Below are 16,175 nucleotides of genomic sequence, written 5' to 3'. Positions count from 1 at the left end.
CTTAGTCATCCACAAAAGCTTCTTCGCGCTTGGATTTGACCGAAGGCAGCAGCACGATCACCAGCAGGGCCAAGGCCACCACCAGCAAGCTGGCAGACAAAGGGCGCGTCACGAACACGCTCCAGTCACCCCGGCTGAGCAAGAGCGCGCGGCGCAGGTACTCTTCCATCATCGGGCCCAGAATGAAGCCCAGCAGCAAGGGCGCGGGCTCGGTACCGAGCTTGATGAACAGGTAGCCCAGCACACCAAAGATGGCCACCATCCAAATGTCAAATGTGTTGTTGTTGGTGGAGTACACGCCAATCGCACAGAACAGCACGATGGCGGGGAACAACCAGCGGTAGGGCACGCTCAAGAGCTTGATCCAGATGCCAATGAGCGGCAGGTTCAGGATGATCAGCATCAGGTTGCCGATCCACATCGAGGCGATCAGACCCCAGAACAGCTCGGGGTTGGAGGTCATCACCTGCGGGCCGGGCTGGATGTTGTGGATGGTCATCGCCCCCACCATCAGCGCCATCACCGCATTGGGCGGGATGCCCAAGGTCAGCAAGGGGATGAACGAGGTCTGCGAGCCGGCGTTGTTGGCCGCCTCGGGTGCTGCCACACCGCGGATGTTGCCCTTGCCAAAGGGCACTTCACCAGGGCGCAACTTGGTCTTCTTCTCCAGGGTGTAGGCCGCAAACGCCGCCATCACTGCACCGCCACCGGGCAAGATGCCCAGTGCCGAGCCCAGAGCGGTGCCGCGCAGCACAGCGGGCATCATGTTCTTGAAGTCCTGTTTGGTGGGAAGCAGCCCGGTGACCGAGGCGGTAAACACCTCGCGCTCGCTGGCGCTCTTGGAGAGGTTGCTGATGATTTCGCCGTAACCGAACACGCCCATGGCAATCACGATGAAGCCGATGCCGTCGGTGAGCTCGGGGATATCCATGCTAAAGCGCGCCACGCCGGAGTTGACGTCGGTGCCAATCATGCCCATGAGCAGGCCCAGCACGATCATCGCAATGGCCTTGAGCAGCGAACCCGAGGCCAGCACCACCGCGCCAATCAAGCCCAAAATCATCAGCGAGAAGTACTCAGCCGGGCCGAACTTGAAGGCCAGCTCGGTCAGTGGCCCAGCAAACGCCGCCAAGATCAAGGTGCCCACGCAACCCGCGAAGAACGAGCCGAGGCCAGCCGCCGCCAGTGCCGGGCCAGCGCGCCCGTTGCGGGCCATTTGGTAGCCGTCCAAGGTGGTCACCACCGAGGACGATTCGCCCGGCAGGTTCACCAAAATGGCGGTGGTGGAGCCACCGTACTGTGCGCCGTAGTAAATGCCTGCCAGCATGATCAGCGCAGCCACAGGAGGCAGTGCGTAGGTAGCTGGCAGCAGCATGGCGATGGTGGCCAGGGGGCCAATGCCGGGCAGCACCCCAATGAGGGTGCCCAGCAGGCAGCCCACAAAGGCGTAAATCAGGTTCTGGGCGGTGAAGGCAACGCCAAAGCCGAGGGCGAGGTTGTCAAAGAGTTCCATGGTGTGTCTCGGTCCTTAGGCTTTAAAGAAGGCGGGCCAGACCGGGAACTGCAGCTTGAGCATCACTACAAAGGCCAAGTAACTCAAGAGCGCAAGAATGGTGGCCAGCACCGCAGCTTCCTTGGGCTTGAAGGTGTCACCAGCGTTGCTGGCAATGAAGGTGAGCAAGTAAATGCCCACCACCAAACCCAGCGGCGGCAAACCAATCGAGGGCAGGCCGCCAATGCAAACACCAAACACGAGGTTGGCGCTGATGATGAAGAACAGCGGCTTCCAGGCGAACTTGCCGATCTTGTCGCCATCGGGGCCGCCCTTGGTGAGCGACACAAAAACAATGGCCGCCCCCAAGATCGCCAGCAAGATGCCCAGCACCAACGGAAAGTAGCCCGGCCCCATGCGCGCGCCGGTGCCAATGTTGTAGGTGCTTGCGCCCCAGGCGAAAGTGACGCCCACCACCATGAACATCAGCCCAGAGAAAAAGTCTTTTTGACTTTTTATATTCATTCTTGTGTCTCCTCGTAAAAAACCCAATGCGCATTTTGCATGCAAACTGCGGGCCAACAATACGCAGCAATACGCAGCACGCTGCCGCGCCACTGGGTCTAGGTATCCATCGGCGGCGTCGACGCCAGCACTTCTTCCAACACGGTCAGGCCCTGCGCCACCCGCAGCACGCCGGCCAAACGCAGCGGGCGCATGCCATCGGCCAAGGCCTGTCGGCGCAGCGCATCGGTACTGGGCTGTGCGGCCACGCGTTCCCGGAAACCCTCGGTCACCTCCAGCAACTCGTACAGCCCCATGCGCCCTGAGTAGCCCGTCATGCGGCAGTCCACGCAACCCACCGGCTGGTAGGGCATGAAGGTGCCCTCGATCGGCCAAGGCTTGACCCGATCTGCCAACGCATCGCGCGCCAAACCCGGGTCGGGCACGCGGCACTGCGGGCACAAGGTGCGCACCAGGCGCTGGGCCAGGACACCCAGCAGCGTCGCGTTGATCAGGTAGGCGGGCACCCCCAACTCCAGCAGGCGGGTCACCGCAGACGGTGCATCGTTGGTGTGCAAGGTGGAAAAAACCAAGTGCCCGGTGAGCGCCGCCTGCACCGCCATCTCGGCGGTCTCCTGGTCGCGAATTTCGCCCACCATGATGATGTCGGGGTCTTGGCGCATCAATGCGCGCAAGCCCTGGGCAAAGCCGAAGTCGAGCTGGGTTTGCACCTGCGTCTGGTTGAAGGCGGGCTCGATCATTTCGATGGGGTCTTCCACCGTGCTCACATTGACCTCTTCGGTGGCCACCCGCTTGAGGGTGGCGTACAGCGTGGTGGTTTTGCCCGAGCCGGTGGGGCCGGTCACCAGCACGATGCCGTGCGGCCGGCGCACCAGCGCCTCCCAGCGCTGCGCGTCGTGGCGCGAGAAGCCCATCGCGTCGAGTTCCTTGACCGCGTTGTCGGGGTCAAAAATCCGCATCACCATCTTCTCGCCAAACGCGGTGGGCAAGGTGGAAATGCGCATCTCGACTTCGTCGCCGCGTGGGTTGCGGGTCTTGATGCGCCCGTCTTGCGGACGCCTGCGCTCAATCACATCCATGCGCCCGAGCAGCTTGATGCGCGCCGTCATGGCATTGAGCACGCCCATGGGCATTTGGTAGACCGGGTGCAACACGCCGTCGATGCGAAAGCGGATCACGCCCTGCTCGCGCCGGGGCTCCAGGTGGATGTCGCTGGCGCGCTGATCAAAGGCGTATTGCCAGAGCCAGTCCACCACCTGCACCACGCCCAGGTCGTTGGCATCGAGCTGCTTGTTGCTGCGTCCCAGCTCCACCAGTTGCTCAAAACTTGCGCCGTTGTTGGCGCCGGACTTGCTGGCGTTGCGCACCGATTTGGCCAAGGCGTAGAACTCGGCGGTGAAACGCGATATCTCTTGCGGGTTGGCCAGCACCCGGCGCACGCTGCGGCGCGACTGCCGCTCCACTTCGGCGACCCAATCGGTCACAAAAGGCTGGGCCGTGGCCACCGTGATCTGGGTCGGCGTCACCACCACCGGCAGGATGCGGTGGCGCTCGGCGTAGGCCGCGCCCATGGCGTCAAAAATCTTGGCGACATCCACCTTGAGCGGGTCGATGCGCAAATGGTCCATGCCCACCCGCGCGGCCAGCCACTGGGTCAGGGTATCGATGTCGAGCGGCTTTTGGGTGGCTTGCGCGCGCATCGCCACGCTGGCCAGGCGCACCAAGGGGTGCTGTACGCTTTCTGCCTGGGCGCAACGTGCCACCGTGCGCTGCGCTTCATCCAGCGAAATCAGCCCGTCGGCCTGCAGCCACTGAACGAGCAAGCGCCAGTCAATGGGCGCGCCACTGCGGGCCAGCTCTGCCAAGGCACCAGCAGTATCAGCGCGCGCCAAGCCTGTCTTCATGGCTGCACCGGCTTGAGTGCGCGGACCCATTTGTCAGCGGGCAGGCCCAGCCGATCCTGGATCCACGCTGCGCGCTCGGTCAGCACCGCGCGGCTGGGGCGCGAGGGTGTGCGCTGCGCCAGCACCACGGTGTTGCCCTCGCGGGTGGCGGGGAAGGCCCAGAGCGCGTCGGCGCCAAAGGCGGCTGCCATCTTGTCGACGCTGCCTTGAAAGCTGGAGGTGCGGCCAAACAGGTTAACCGCCATGCTGCCCTCGGGCGTCAGCACCGCGCGGCAGTCGGCGTAGAACGCAGCGCTGTCGAGCACCGGGGCGGCGGCGTGTTCGTCGTACAAGTCCACTTGCAGTGCGTCCACTGCCGCCTGCCAGCGCGGCGCGCGAATCTCCTGCGCGGCATCGGCCAGCAGCACTTGCATGCGTGGGCCATCGGCCGGCAGCTTGAACCAGCCTCGGCAGGCGTGCAGCACCTGCGGGTTGAGTTCGATCGCGGTGGTCTGCTTCATGCGCACTTCCTTGGCGCAAAACTTGGTCAGCGATCCCGCGCCCAAGCCCAGTTGCAGCGCCTGGCGCTGGCCCAAAGTGGCAGGGTCGATCCACAGCAACCAGCCCATCATCCGTTGGATGTATTCGTGTACCAGCGCGGTGGGGGCGTCGATCCGCATCGAGCCCTGGATCCAGGGACTGCCCAGGTGCAAATGGCGCACGCTGCCTTCCTCTGAGAAATTGACTTCCGGCAAGGCCGCGTGGGCTGTTTTTGGCATGCCGGTTTATACCAGCAGCGCGGCCAGCTTAGGCAGTGCCGCCGTGGCATTGGCGGTGGTGGCGTGGGCCAGCGCGACCAAATCGATGCCGCGCAGTTGCGCCAGCTCGGCGGCGATGCGCGGCAACTGACCCGGCTCGTTGCGCCCCGGCGGCACACCAGCGGCACGCTCGGCGGCGGTGGTGTAGAGCCAGTGCGGCGGGATATCGGGCGCATCGGTCTCCAGCACCAGCACGTCCAGCGGCAAGGTGGTGGCCAAGTGGCGCAATTGCAGCGCGCGCTCGAAGGTGAACGCGCCACCAAAACCCAGTTTGAACCCCAAGTCCACAAACGCTTGCGCCTGCACCGCGCTGCCATTGAAGGCGTGGGCAATACCTTGCCAAGCCTGCCCGGGCGTGGCCGTGGCGCGCAAGAACTTGAGCAACCGGTCGGCCGAGCGCCGCACATGCAGCACCACCGGCAGCCTGCAGGCGCGGGCCATGGCCAGTTGGGCGCGGTAGAAGTGCTCTTGCTTCTCGCGCATGGCCGGCTGCGCCAGCGCCGGCACAAAAAAGTCGAGACCGATTTCGCCCACGGCGACCAAACGCGGGTCGTGCTGGTGAAGCTGGAGTTGCGCCTGCAGCTGCTGCAGGTCCTGCGCGCTGGCCTGCGGCACATACAGCGGGTGGATGCCCAGGCAGTAGCTGTTGCCGCTGCGGTGGGCCAGCGCACGCACGGCGTCGAAGTTGGCGGCGTGCACGGCCGGAATCACGCAGTGCTGCACGCCTTGCGCCAGTGCACGCTGCCAGACCTGGTGCGCATCGGCACCGAACTCCGGCGCGTCCAGGTGGCAGTGGGTGTCAACCAGCGGCAGCATCCCGGTGGGGCACAGGAGGCTCTGCCAATTGGCCTTGCACCAGCAGCAGCTGGCGGTCACAGCGCGCTGCCAAGCTGGCGTCATGGGTGACCACCACAAAGGCGGTGCCGTGCTCGCGGGCCAAATCGAGCATCAACGAGAAAACGCCATCGGCGGTGCTGCGGTCCAGATTGCCAGTAGGCTCATCGGCGAGCACGCAGTCGGGCTGGGTCACCAGCGCGCGGGCAATCGCGACCCGCTGGCGCTCGCCGCCCGACAGCTCCGAGGGGCGGTGGTGCAGCCGGTCGGCCAGGCCCACTTTGGCCAGCAGGCGCGCCGCAGCCTGCGCTGCCTGGGCCGGGTCGGAGCGCCGAATCGTCAAGGGCATGGCCACGTTGTCCTGGGCGCTGAACTCGGGCAGCAGGTGGTGGAACTGGTACACAAAGCCCAGGTGTTGGTTGCGCAGTCGGCCTTGCGCTGCGGCATCCAGCCCGGCCAGGCTATGCCCGCACAGGGTCACGCTGCCGCTGGTGGGGGTGTCGAGTCCCCCCAGCAGGTGCAGCAAGGTGCTTTTGCCCGAGCCCGACGCGCCCACGATGGCCAGCGTCTCGCCGCGGCGCACCTCCAGGTCGATGCCGCGCAGGACCGTCACATCCAGCCGCCCTTCGGTAAAGCGCTGGGTCAGCCCACGGCATTGGAGCAAGACGGGGCTGGACACGGCACCAACTTTGGCGCCAGAGGATGGGCCCGGACCGGAGGGCCGGGCGGACCGTGGGTCATTCATAGCGCAGGGCCTGTGCAGGGTTGACACGGCTGGCGCGCCAGCTCGGATACAGCGTGGCCAGGAAGGCCAGCACCAGGGCAATGAGGGCGATGGGCACGATGTCGGCCGACTGCGGGTCGCTGGGCATGCGGCTGATCAGGTAGATGTCTTGCGGCAGAAAACTGGCCCCGAACAAGCGCTCCAGCGCCGGCACGATGACGTCGATGTTGAACGCCACCGACAGCCCCAGCAGCAAGCCACCGATGGTGCCGATCAAACCCACCATCGCGCCTTGCACCACAAAGATGGCCATGATGCTCGCCGGGCTCGCGCCCAGCGTGCGCAGGATGGCGATGTCAGCGCGCTTGTCAGTCACCGTCATCACCAAGGTGCTGACCAGGTTGAAGGCCGCCACCGCCACGATCAGGGTGAGGATGATGAACATCATGCGTTTTTCCACCTGCACCGCGGCAAACCAGGTGCGGTTTTGCCGCGTCCAGTCACGGATGTACACATCGCCCGAGATGGTTTGCTCTAGCTCGAAGGCCACCGCGCGCGCTTGGTGCAAATCGCGCAGCTTCAGGCGCACGCCGGTGGGCCCCTCCAGCCGGAACACCCGGGCGGCGTCCTCCCAATGCACCATCACCAGCGAGGCGTCGTACTCGTAGTGGCCAGAATCAAAGGTGCCCACCACCGTCATTTGCTTGAGGCGCGGCACCACGCCTGCGGGCGTGACCTGCCCGCTGGGCGCGATCAGCGTCACCTTGTCACCCAAGCGCACGCCCAAGGAGCGCGCCAGCTCGATACCGAGCACCGCGCCAAAACCGCCGGGCACCAGCTGGAGCAGCGCATCGGCTTGCGCGCCTGCGGCAACATCGGTCACCTCGTGCTCCAGCGCCGGATCGATACCGCGCACCACCACACCCTTCATGTCCTCGCCCCGCGCCAGCAGCGCTTGCGCGGCAATGAACGGCGCAGCACCCACCACCTGCGGGTGGCTGCGCGCCTGCTCCAGGGTGCGCGGCAAATTGGGCAGCGGCAGGCCACCGGCGCCGTACACCTCCACATGCGAGACCACGCCGAGCATGCGGTCGCGCACCTCTTTCTGAAAGCCGTTCATCACGCTCAGCACAATGATCAGCGCCGCCACACCCAGCGCAATACCCAGCATAGACACGCCGGAAATGAAGTTGATAAAGGCATTGCGCCGCGTGGCGCGGCCAGCGCGGGTGTAACGCCAGCCGACTCGCAATTCGTAGGGGATCTCAAAGGGAAATTTACGCACCCGTCGATTGTGGCACCGCCCCATCCACCATCCGCCGTGGGCTCCGCAATGGCCCACAATACCGACCATGCACATGGTGATTCCCTACGCCGCGCCCACCGGGGCGGCGACCGCCCAGGCGCTGTCGGGCCTGCGCCTGCCCCAATTGCGCGCCTTGCTGTCACGGCTCACACCCACCGAGCGCGTCACCGGGGACGCCACCGACCTGGTGCCCCTGCACGAGCAGTGCATCGCACGCAGCCTGTGGCCCAACTCCCCCCTGCCTGACGGCCTGCTGCCCTGGGCCGCTGCTGAAGCCCAGCACCTCGGACTCGATGCCTTGCGGCCCGGCTGGGCCTTGCTGACCCTGTGCCATGTGGTCGTGCACTCTGACCATGTGCACATGAACGACCCCGCCACCCTGCAAGTGACCGAGGCGGAGTCGAACGCGCTGCAAGACGCTATGCGCGGCTACTTTGCTGAGGACGGCATCCGCCTGTACACGCTGCGCAGTGGCACCTGGCTGGCACAGGGCGAGGTGTTTCGCAATCTGCCTACCGCCTCGCTGGACCGGGTACGCGGCACCCGCATCGACGATTGGCTGCCCCGGCAGTCCCAGGCCAAGCCGCTGCGGCGACTGCAAAACGAGATGCAAATGCTGCTCTACACCCACCCCGTCAACACAGCGCGCGCAAGCGCCGGCTCGCAAGCGATCAACGCCTTTTGGATCAGCGGCACTGGCGACCTGCCCGAAGAAGCCCGCAACCATGCAGGTGCCGTGTTGGCGCAGGCACCCCAACTCCACGATGCGCTGCGCAATGCGGCATTGCACGACGATGCAAGCGCCTGGTGCCAAGCCTGGCAACAGCTTGACCAAGGCCCCATTGCTGCGCTGCGTGCGCAGGCCCTGGGACGCAGCCCGGCGGCGCACACTGCGCTGACGCTGTGCGGCACAACGGCGGCGCAAACCTTTTCGCTGCGACCCGCCAACTTGTGGACGCGCTGCCTGCAGCGCCTGGCGCCACCCGATATCTCCACCCTGTTGCACAGCCTATGAACATCGTGACCCGCGCCAGCGCGCCGCGCGCCGCCTGGGCGCTGGAGCAGGCTGGTACCCACCCACTGCTGGCGCGCTTGTACGCGGCCCGTGGCGTGACCCAGCCCGAGGAACTCGACGCCGCACTCTCCAAGCTGCTGCCACCGTCCGACCTACTGGGCGCGCAGCAAGCGGCGGTACTGCTGGCCGATGCGCTGGCGGCCAACAAGCACCTGTGCATCGTGGCCGACTATGACTGCGACGGCGCCACCGCCTGCGCCGTTGCGGTGCGCGGCTTGCGGCTGCTGGGGGCAACCCAGGCCAGCTACCTGGTGCCCGACCGGGTGGTCGACGGCTACGGCTTGACCGCTTCCATCGCGCGCCGGGTGCGCGAGCGCGGTGCCGACGTGCTGATGACCGTGGACAACGGCATTGCCAGCATCGACGGTGTAGCGCAGGCCAAGGCGCTGGGCCTGCAGGTGGTAGTCACCGACCACCATCTGCCCGGCGCACCGGGTGCCGACGGGAGGGTCGCATTGCCGCTGGCCGATGTGATCGTCAACCCCAACCAGCCCGGCTGCCCTTTTGCAAGCAAGGCGCTGTGCGGCGTGGGTGTGGTGTTTTATGTGCTGCTGGCCCTGCGCAGCGAGCTGCGCAACCGAGGGTTGTTCGATGCGGCCAGCCAGCCCAAGCTCGACGCACTGCTGCCGCTGGTCGCTTTGGGCACGGTGGCCGATGTGGTCAAACTCGACGCCAACAACCGCCGCTTGGTGGCCCAGGGGCTCAAGCGGGTGCGCGCCGGGGCCATGCCTGCAGGCATGGCCAGCCTGTTTGCGGTGTGTGCCCGCAACGCGCAGGCCGCAACAACCTTCGACTTTGGCTTTGCGCTGGGGCCACGCATCAATGCAGCAGGGCGGCTTTCGGACATGACGGTGGGCATCGAGTGCCTGCTCACCGACGACCCCGGCCGCGCCGATGAGCTCGCCACCGCCCTGGACAGCATCAACCGCCAGCGCCGCACCATCGAGAGCGGCATGCGCGACATGGCCATGGAAATCGTGGACTCGCTGTTTGAAGAAGGCCAAGAGCCGCCCAGCGCGGTGTGCGTGTTCGACCCCGACTTCCACGAGGGCGTGGTGGGCATCGTGGCCTCGCGCATCAAAGACCGGCTGCACCGGCCTGCGTTTGTGTTTGCCGCGAGCGGCGCGCCGGGCAAGGAGCACGAGCTCAAAGGTTCGGGCCGGTCGATACCAGGCTTCCATTTGCGCGATGCGCTGGACCTGGTGGCCAAGCGCCACCCCGGGGTGTTGCTGCGCTTCGGCGGACACGCCATGGCGGCGGGCTGCACCGTGGCGGAGGAAAACCTGGAAACTTTTGAGCAGGCGCTCATCGAGGTGGCCCAGGCTTGGCTGGATGCGGCCACCCTCGCGCGCCGGCTGGAAACCGACGGAGCGCTGGAGCCGCAGTACCTGCGGCTCGATGTGGCCGACACCTTGCAGCAGGCGGTGTGGGGACAGGGCTTTGCCGCGCCGGTGTTTTGCGATGAGGTGGAGGTGGTGTCGCAGCGGCTGGTGGCCGAGAAGCACCTGCAACTCAAGCTGCTGCTTCAGGGCCAGCCCATCGACGGCATCTGGTTCGGGCACACCGAGCCGCTGCCACGCCACACCCGGCTGGCCTACCGGCTCGACACCGACGCCTGGAACGGCGTGCGCAGACTGCGCTTGCTCGTCGAAGCGGCGCAGGCCGCCGACCAGGCCGCTGCGTAAAGCGCATCCACCTGATACAGATCAAACCGCCCGTAAGCTCGGCGCAGCTTTGGGCGGGCACACTTGCGACACCGGGCGCAGTGCCCAAGGGATTTTTTACACACCGATAAGGAGATAGGCATGTCCCGTGAAGTTGTTGTGGTGAGCGCGGTTCGTACCGCCATTGGTACCTTTGGCGGCAGTCTCAAGGACATCGCCCCCACCGATCTGGCCGCCCAGGTGGTGCGCGAATCGCTGGCCCGCGCCAACGTGGACGGCAAAGACGTGGGCCATGTGGTGTTTGGCCATGTGGTCAACACCGAACCCAAAGACATGTACCTCTCGCGCGTGGCCGCCATCCAGGGGGGCTGCGGCGAAGGCACGCCAGCGTTCAACGTCAACCGGCTGTGCGGCTCGGGCCTGCAAGCCATCGTCAGCGCCAGCCAAAGCATCTTGCTGGGCGACGCCGACATCGCCATCGGTGGCGGCGCCGAGAACATGAGCCGCGGCCCCTATGCCTCGCTCAGTGCCCGCTGGGGTGCGCGCATGGGCGACACCAAAATGGTGGACATGGTGGTGGGCGCGTTGCACGACCCCTTCCACACCATCCACATGGGCGTGACCGCCGAGAACATCGCCGCCAAGTGGGGCATCAGCCGCGAGGAACAAGACGCCACGGCGGTAGAGAGCCACAACCGCGCCCAGCGCGCGGTGGAAGGCGGGTACTTCAAGTCGCAAATCACGCCGGTCATGCTCAAGAGCAAAAAAGGCGATGTGGCGTTTGACACCGATGAGCACTTCCGCCCCAACTGCACCGCCGCCGACATGGTCAAACTCAAGCCGGTGTTCCTCAAAGACAACGGCACCGTGACCGCAGGCAATGCCTCCGGCATCAACGACGCCGCCGCCGCCGTGGTGCTGATGGACGCGGCCAGCGCCAAGGCCCGAGGCCTGGCGCCCATGGCGCGGCTGGTGGCCTACGCACATGCCGGTGTGGACCCCAAGTACATGGGCATCGGCCCGGTGCCTGCCACCCAGTTGGCTCTGAAAAAAGCCGGCTTGACCGTGCAGGACCTGGACGTGATCGAGGCCAACGAGGCCTTTGCCGCCCAAGCCTGCGCCGTCAGCCGCGACCTCGGGCTGGACCCGGCCAAGGTCAACCCCAACGGTTCGGGCATTTCGCTGGGCCACCCCATTGGGGCCACCGGCGCGCTGATCACCGTCAAGGCCCTGCATGAGTTGCAGCGCATCGGCGGACGCTATGCGCTGGTCACCATGTGCATCGGCGGTGGCCAGGGGATTGCCGCGATTTTTGAACGCCAGGCCTGAGCATTGGCGCGGTCTTGACCTAAAGCAATACGCAAAGCCAACCGCGCTCTAAGCTGGGCGGTTGGCTTTTTTGCTTTTTTCGGGGCGCGCACATGATCACTCCCAGCCTGGACTCCACCGTTCCTGCCCACGCGCAAGATTGGCTGCGCCGCAGCGGCTTGCGTCCTTTGCGTTTGGGTGACCGCACCCTGCTGCCCATTGTGCAAGGTGGCATGGGCATTGGCGTCTCGGGCAACCGGCTCGCTGGCAGCGTGGCCGCATTGGGTGGTGTGGGCACCTTGTCGGCGGTGGACCTGCGCCGCCACCACCCCGACCTGATGGAACAAACCCGCGACCTGCATCCCGGCGACGAGGCCAAGACCGGCATCAACCGGGCCAATCTGGAGGCCATTGGCCGCGAGATCGCAGCAGCACGTGCGCGCAGCCAAGGCAAGGGCCTGCTGGCCATCAATGTGATGCGTGCGATCAGCGACTACGCCGCCAGCGTGACCAAGGCACTGGAGTGCGGCATCGATGCGGTAGTGGTGGGCGCGGGCTTGCCGCTGGACCTGCCCGACCTGGCGCGCGAGCATCCCCAAGCCCTCTTGATTCCCATCTTGTCGGACGCGCGCGGCGTGCAGTTGGTGGTGAAGAAATGGGAGCGAAAAAAGCGCCTGCCCGACGCCATCGTCATCGAACACCCGCGCTTGGCGGGCGGTCATTTGGGCGCTGCACGCATTGCCGATCTGCACGATCCGCGCTTTGAATTTGCCAACGCCTTGCCCCAGGTGCGGGCCTTTTTGAAAGATGCCGGCCTGGAGCGCGAGATACCGCTGGTAGCAGCCGGCGGTATCGGCAGCTTTGAGGACATTGCGCGGCTGCAGTCGCTGGGCGCCGACGCCGTGCAGCTGGGCACCGCGTTCGCCGTGACGCAAGAGAGCGACGCCCATGCGGAGTTCAAGCGCGTGCTCGCCGAGGCTGGCGCAGAGGACATGGTGGAGTTCACCAGCGTGGCGGGGCTGCCAGCAAGGGCCGTGGGCACGCCCTGGCTACGCGCCTACCTCAAGCTCGAACCCAAGCTGCAAGCGGTGGCGCATGCCAAGTCGCGTTGCACCAAAAGCTTCGACTGCCTGGCGCAGTGCGGGCTGCGCGACGGCCTACCCGGCTGGGGGCAGTTCTGCATCGACAACCAGCTGGCTGCCGCGCTGCGCGGCGATGTCAAAAAGGGGCTGTTCTTTCGGGGCGCGGGGCGGCTGCCGTTTGGATCGCAAATTCAAAGCGTCAGCGCTTTGGTGCAGCACCTGCTCACGCCCGGCGCTACTGCGCCGCTTGAAACCCACCCGCACGCAGCGTAACCACCAGCGTGTCGCGGTAGCCGCCTGCTTGCAGCGGCTGGATGGGGGTGGACTCGTGGATGACGCGGGCGTCGTCAAGCAGCAGCACTGACCATGGCTGGCTGAGGGTGAAGCGCTGGCCGCTGGGACCGTCGGCTTCAAACACCCGGGTTTCGCCGCCTTTGACGCCAAAGCGGTCGACCATGAACACCGCCACCAAGTCCACACCGTCGCGGTGCGCGCCTTCGGGCGTGGGCCGGCCAATGCCGTCGGTGGTGTCGATCCGGAACTGGTGGGCCTCGGTGTACCAAGGCTGCGCGCCCTTGAGTGTGCTGGCCACACGGCCCAGCCAGGCCAAGAGTTCCGACCAGGCAGCCTGGCCCAGCATGGCATCTGCAATCGGCTCGAAATGGCGCTGCATGCCCCCATGCAAAGCGTTGTAGGCCACCGGCTGCCAATGCGCCCGGTGCGGCACCTGTTGCACCTGGCCACCGTCGAGCACAAAGCAGCTGTGGCGACGGCGCCGGTAGCGCCCGCCGTCGCGCAAGTACCCGTCCGGTGGCAGGTCGTTCCAATAGCTGCGCCAAGCCAGCAAGCTCGTCTGGTCCACGCCGGCCAGCGATGCGGCCTGCTCGGCACCCAGCACCGCAAACCCTTGGCGCGCCAAGGTGGCGGCAAGGTGGGTGGGATCGGACAAAAACGGGGGAGGAAATGGCGCGGTCATAGCGGTCGTAAGTGGTTGGCCATTATCGGTCGGTGCCAACGCAGTCGCTGGCGTGACACAGCGGCCCAGCGAGCGTTGCCGCATGCTGCGCTCGCAGGCTACGATGCGTGCCTGTTCAACCCCTGGTTCACAAGCCCATGCCGCTACCCACCACCAACCACCAGATTCGCCTTGCCGCACGCCCGGTCGGTCTCCCCCAAGCCAGCGACTGGAGCCACACCACCGCCCCGGTGACGGAGCCCGTCGAGGGCGGTCTGCTGATCAAAACCCTGGCCTTGTCGATCGACCCCGCCATGCGCGGCTGGATGAACGAGGGCAAAAGCTACATCGCACCGGTGGGTATCGGCGAGGTGATGCGCGCCGGTGGCGTCGGCCAGGTGATCGCGTCGCGCCACCCCGATTACGCGGTGGGCGACATGGTCAGCGCCGGTCTGGGCGTGCAGGAGTACCTGGCGCTGGCGCCGTCCGACATCGCGCGCAGCGGCCTGACCAAGATCGATCTGCGAATGGGCAGCCTGAGCCAGTGGCTCAATGTGCTGGGCATGCCCGGCATGACCGGCTACTTTGGGCTGATGGACGTAGGCCAGCCCCGCGCCGGTGAGACTTTGGTGGTGTCCGGTGCCGCCGGTGCGGTGGGCCAGACTGTGGGCCAGGTCGCCAAGATCAAGGGCTGCCGGGTGGTGGGCATTGCCGGGGGACAGGCCAAATGCGACTGGGTGGTGCAAGAGCTCGGCTTCGATGCCTGCATCGACTACAAGGCCAGCCCCAGCGCGGTGCGCGAGGGGCTCAAGACCCATTGCCCCAAGGGCGTGGACATTTATTTCGACAACGTCGGCGGCGACATTTTGGACACGGTGCTGACCCGCATCAACCGCAAGGCGCGCATCGTGATCTGCGGAGCCATCAGCCAGTACAACAACACCACGCCCGTCAAAGGCCCGGCCAACTACCTGAGCCTGCTGGTGAACCGGGCGCGCATGGAAGGCATCGTGGTGTTCGACTACGCCGACCGCTACGCTGTGGGCGTGGCCGAAATGGCTGGCTACCTGCGCGAAGGCCGCATGAAAAGCAAAGAGGACATCGTCATCGGTCTGGACCAGTTCCCGACGACCTTGCTCAAGCTGTTTCAGGGAGAAAACTTCGGCAAGCTGGTGCTGCAAGTCGCAGAGGCTTGAACGCGGCGCGGTCTGAGCCGCCCCCAGCAGCGCCCGACCCGGGCCGCCACGATCGGCGGCCTGGCACGCTTTCTGCTCAGCCTATGCATGCCCAGGCATGCATGGCCCTGACCGCCGAATTAGTTCATGTTCTTTTTGCATGAGAAGCAAGAGTAAACCCTGAGCTAGTCGTCTTGATGGGGCCGCTACATTCACGGGCTTGCACCATCCTGAGGCGGCTTAGTCACGGAACTGGGGCATATTTTTTTAACCGGAGCACCGATACATGAAATTGAACACTTTGAAAACAGTTGCAGCACTGGTCGCAGCAGTTGGCACTTTGGCGGCCACGCCAGCATTTGCCGGCAAGACCCTGGACGCCATCAAGGCCCGTGGTCAAGTGGTTTGCGGCGTGAACACCGGCTTGGCCGGGTTCTCGGCAGCCGACTCCAGCGGCAAGTGGACCGGTCTGGACGTGGATGTGTGCCGTGCGGTCGCCGCAGCCGTCCTGGGCGATGCAGAAAAGGTCAAGTACGTGCCCCTCAACGCCCAACAGCGCTTCACCGCCCTGCAGTCCGGTGAGATCGATGTGCTGTCGCGCAACACCACTTTCACCCTCACCCGTGACGCCTCCCTGGGCCTGACCCAAACCGCCGTGACCTACTACGACGGCCAAGGCTTCATGGTTCCGGTGAACAAGAAGATCAAGAGCGCCAAGCAGCTCAAGGGCCAAACGGTGTGCGTCCAATCCGGCACCACCACCGAGAAGAACCTGACCGACTACTCCAAAGCCAACAACCTGAACATCAAGCCTGTGGTGTTCGAGAAGCTCGAAGCGGCTGAAGGCGCGTACTTCTCCGGCCGTTGCGTGGCGTACACCACCGACGCATCCGGTTTGGCTTCGACCCGCAACAAGGTCGCCAAGAACCCCGCCGACCATGTCATTCTTCCTGACCTGATTTCCAAGGAACCCCTGGGCCCGATGGTGCGCCGTGGTGACGACGAGTGGACCACCATCGTCAAGTGGGTGATCTACGGTCTTCTGGAAGCTGAAGAGTACGGTGTGACCTCGGCCAACGTGGACGAGCAAAAAGCCAATAGCAAAGACCCCGTCGTGGGCCGCTTGCTGGGCTCCACCGAAGACACCGGCAAGCTGCTGGGTCTGGACAAGGAATGGCTGGCACGCGCCATCAAGGCCACCGGCAACTACGGTGAAATCTTTGAGCGCAATGTGGGCCCCAAGTCTGCGCTGCAATTGCCACGTGGCCTGAACAACCTGTGGAGCAAGGGCGGTATCCAGTACGCACCACCGGTGCGCTAATCCGTAGGCACTG

The 16,175-nt window shown here is 65.4% G+C and carries 14 protein-coding genes; 6 read left to right on the top strand and 8 right to left on the bottom strand.

The features are described 5' to 3' along the window. Position 1: 1 nt before the first annotated feature. The 7 genes from ACILRC_RS04280 to ACILRC_RS04250 form a co-directional block, all read right to left on the bottom strand. Positions 2-1,513, bottom strand: a complete 1,512-nt coding sequence (locus ACILRC_RS04280) for a tripartite tricarboxylate transporter permease (RefSeq protein ID WP_395668115.1) — start codon at positions 1,511-1,513, stop codon at positions 2-4. Positions 1,514-1,528: 15 nt separating this feature from the next. Beyond that, positions 1,529-2,017, bottom strand: a complete 489-nt coding sequence (locus ACILRC_RS04275) for a tripartite tricarboxylate transporter TctB family protein (RefSeq protein ID WP_395668114.1) — start codon at positions 2,015-2,017, stop codon at positions 1,529-1,531. Positions 2,018-2,115: 98 nt separating this feature from the next. Next, a complete protein-coding gene (locus tag ACILRC_RS04270) occupies positions 2,116-3,921 on the bottom strand; it encodes a GspE/PulE family protein (protein ID WP_395668113.1) in 1,806 nt (601 codons plus the stop codon). After that, positions 3,918-4,679, bottom strand: coding sequence for a spermidine synthase (locus ACILRC_RS04265; protein ID WP_395668112.1), 762 nt, complete (start codon positions 4,677-4,679; stop codon positions 3,918-3,920). Before ACILRC_RS04265 ends, ACILRC_RS04270 begins: the two co-directional genes overlap by 4 nt. Positions 4,680-4,685: 6 nt before the next feature. Further along, the gene (locus ACILRC_RS04260) at positions 4,686-5,534 is read right to left on the bottom strand and encodes a TatD family hydrolase (protein ID WP_395668111.1); all 849 of its coding nucleotides are present in this window, start codon (positions 5,532-5,534) and stop codon (positions 4,686-4,688) included. Then, positions 5,518-6,297 (bottom strand): lipoprotein-releasing ABC transporter ATP-binding protein LolD, encoded by a 780-nt coding sequence (gene lolD / locus ACILRC_RS04255; RefSeq protein ID WP_395668110.1) that lies wholly within the window; start codon positions 6,295-6,297, stop codon positions 5,518-5,520. The genes ACILRC_RS04260 and lolD overlap by 17 nt, the downstream gene beginning before the upstream one ends. Then, on the bottom strand, positions 6,290-7,561 hold the full coding sequence (locus tag ACILRC_RS04250; RefSeq protein WP_395668109.1) for a lipoprotein-releasing ABC transporter permease subunit: 1,272 nt from the start codon (positions 7,559-7,561) through the stop codon (positions 6,290-6,292). Before ACILRC_RS04250 ends, lolD begins: the two co-directional genes overlap by 8 nt. A gap of 67 nt (positions 7,562-7,628) precedes the next feature. On the opposite strand from ACILRC_RS04250, the gene ACILRC_RS04245 reads away from it, so the two are divergent. The 4 genes from ACILRC_RS04245 (at position 7,629) to ACILRC_RS04230 (ending at position 12,984) form a co-directional block, all read left to right on the top strand. Then, complete coding sequence (locus tag ACILRC_RS04245; protein ID WP_395668108.1) at positions 7,629-8,597, top strand: hypothetical protein; 969 nt, start codon at positions 7,629-7,631, stop codon at positions 8,595-8,597. Further along, the gene (gene recJ, locus ACILRC_RS04240) at positions 8,594-10,342 is read left to right on the top strand and encodes a single-stranded-DNA-specific exonuclease RecJ (RefSeq protein ID WP_395668107.1); all 1,749 of its coding nucleotides are present in this window, start codon (positions 8,594-8,596) and stop codon (positions 10,340-10,342) included. Before ACILRC_RS04245 ends, recJ begins: the two co-directional genes overlap by 4 nt. A 120-nt stretch (positions 10,343-10,462) precedes the next feature. After that, complete coding sequence (gene bktB, locus ACILRC_RS04235) at positions 10,463-11,650, top strand: beta-ketothiolase BktB (RefSeq protein WP_395668106.1); 1,188 nt, start codon at positions 10,463-10,465, stop codon at positions 11,648-11,650. A 92-nt stretch (positions 11,651-11,742) separates the two neighbouring features. Further along, complete coding sequence (locus ACILRC_RS04230; RefSeq protein ID WP_395668105.1) at positions 11,743-12,984, top strand: NAD(P)H-dependent flavin oxidoreductase; 1,242 nt, start codon at positions 11,743-11,745, stop codon at positions 12,982-12,984. Here ACILRC_RS04230 and ACILRC_RS04225 read toward each other — a convergent pair. Further along, positions 12,947-13,687, bottom strand: coding sequence for a 2OG-Fe dioxygenase family protein (locus ACILRC_RS04225; protein ID WP_395668104.1), 741 nt, complete (start codon positions 13,685-13,687; stop codon positions 12,947-12,949). The genes ACILRC_RS04230 and ACILRC_RS04225 overlap by 38 nt on opposite strands. Positions 13,688-13,824: 137 nt before the next feature. Here ACILRC_RS04225 and ACILRC_RS04220 point away from each other — a divergent pair, with 137 nt between their 5' ends. Further along, on the top strand, positions 13,825-14,862 hold the full coding sequence (locus ACILRC_RS04220) for an NADP-dependent oxidoreductase (RefSeq protein ID WP_395668103.1): 1,038 nt from the start codon (positions 13,825-13,827) through the stop codon (positions 14,860-14,862). Between the two features lie 265 nt (positions 14,863-15,127). Continuing rightward, positions 15,128-16,162, top strand: coding sequence for an amino acid ABC transporter substrate-binding protein (locus ACILRC_RS04215; RefSeq protein ID WP_395668102.1), 1,035 nt, complete (start codon positions 15,128-15,130; stop codon positions 16,160-16,162). The last annotated feature ends 13 nt before the right edge of the window (positions 16,163-16,175 follow it).

Origin of the sequence: Rhodoferax sp., assembly GCF_044236835.1 — a bacterium.
Taxonomy (GTDB): domain Bacteria; phylum Pseudomonadota; class Gammaproteobacteria; order Burkholderiales; family Burkholderiaceae_C; genus Allorhodoferax.
Note: the sequence above shows the minus strand (reverse complement) of the source record. Positions and strands in the feature narration are given on the sequence as shown.

What these genes read in the sequence shown, in the direction of transcription:
- ACILRC_RS04220 (WP_395668103.1), top strand. Translation starts at nt 13,825, where the DNA reads ATGCCGCTACCCACCACCAACCACCAGATTCGCCTTGCCGCACGCCCG.
- ACILRC_RS04260 (WP_395668111.1), bottom strand. Translation starts at nt 5,534, where the DNA reads ATGCTGCCGCTGGTTGACACCCACTGCCACCTGGACGCGCCGGAGTTC.
- bktB (WP_395668106.1), top strand. Translation starts at nt 10,463, where the DNA reads ATGTCCCGTGAAGTTGTTGTGGTGAGCGCGGTTCGTACCGCCATTGGT.
- ACILRC_RS04270 (WP_395668113.1), bottom strand. Translation starts at nt 3,921, where the DNA reads ATGAAGACAGGCTTGGCGCGCGCTGATACTGCTGGTGCCTTGGCAGAG.
- ACILRC_RS04225 (WP_395668104.1), bottom strand. Translation starts at nt 13,687, where the DNA reads ATGACCGCGCCATTTCCTCCCCCGTTTTTGTCCGATCCCACCCACCTT.
- ACILRC_RS04215 (WP_395668102.1), top strand. Translation starts at nt 15,128, where the DNA reads ATGAAATTGAACACTTTGAAAACAGTTGCAGCACTGGTCGCAGCAGTT.
- lolD (WP_395668110.1), bottom strand. Translation starts at nt 6,297, where the DNA reads ATGAATGACCCACGGTCCGCCCGGCCCTCCGGTCCGGGCCCATCCTCT.
- ACILRC_RS04265 (WP_395668112.1), bottom strand. Translation starts at nt 4,679, where the DNA reads ATGCCAAAAACAGCCCACGCGGCCTTGCCGGAAGTCAATTTCTCAGAG.
- recJ (WP_395668107.1), top strand. Translation starts at nt 8,594, where the DNA reads ATGAACATCGTGACCCGCGCCAGCGCGCCGCGCGCCGCCTGGGCGCTG.
- ACILRC_RS04275 (WP_395668114.1), bottom strand. Translation starts at nt 2,017, where the DNA reads ATGAATATAAAAAGTCAAAAAGACTTTTTCTCTGGGCTGATGTTCATG.
- ACILRC_RS04230 (WP_395668105.1), top strand. Translation starts at nt 11,743, where the DNA reads ATGATCACTCCCAGCCTGGACTCCACCGTTCCTGCCCACGCGCAAGAT.
- ACILRC_RS04280 (WP_395668115.1), bottom strand. Translation starts at nt 1,513, where the DNA reads ATGGAACTCTTTGACAACCTCGCCCTCGGCTTTGGCGTTGCCTTCACC.
- ACILRC_RS04245 (WP_395668108.1), top strand. Translation starts at nt 7,629, where the DNA reads ATGCACATGGTGATTCCCTACGCCGCGCCCACCGGGGCGGCGACCGCC.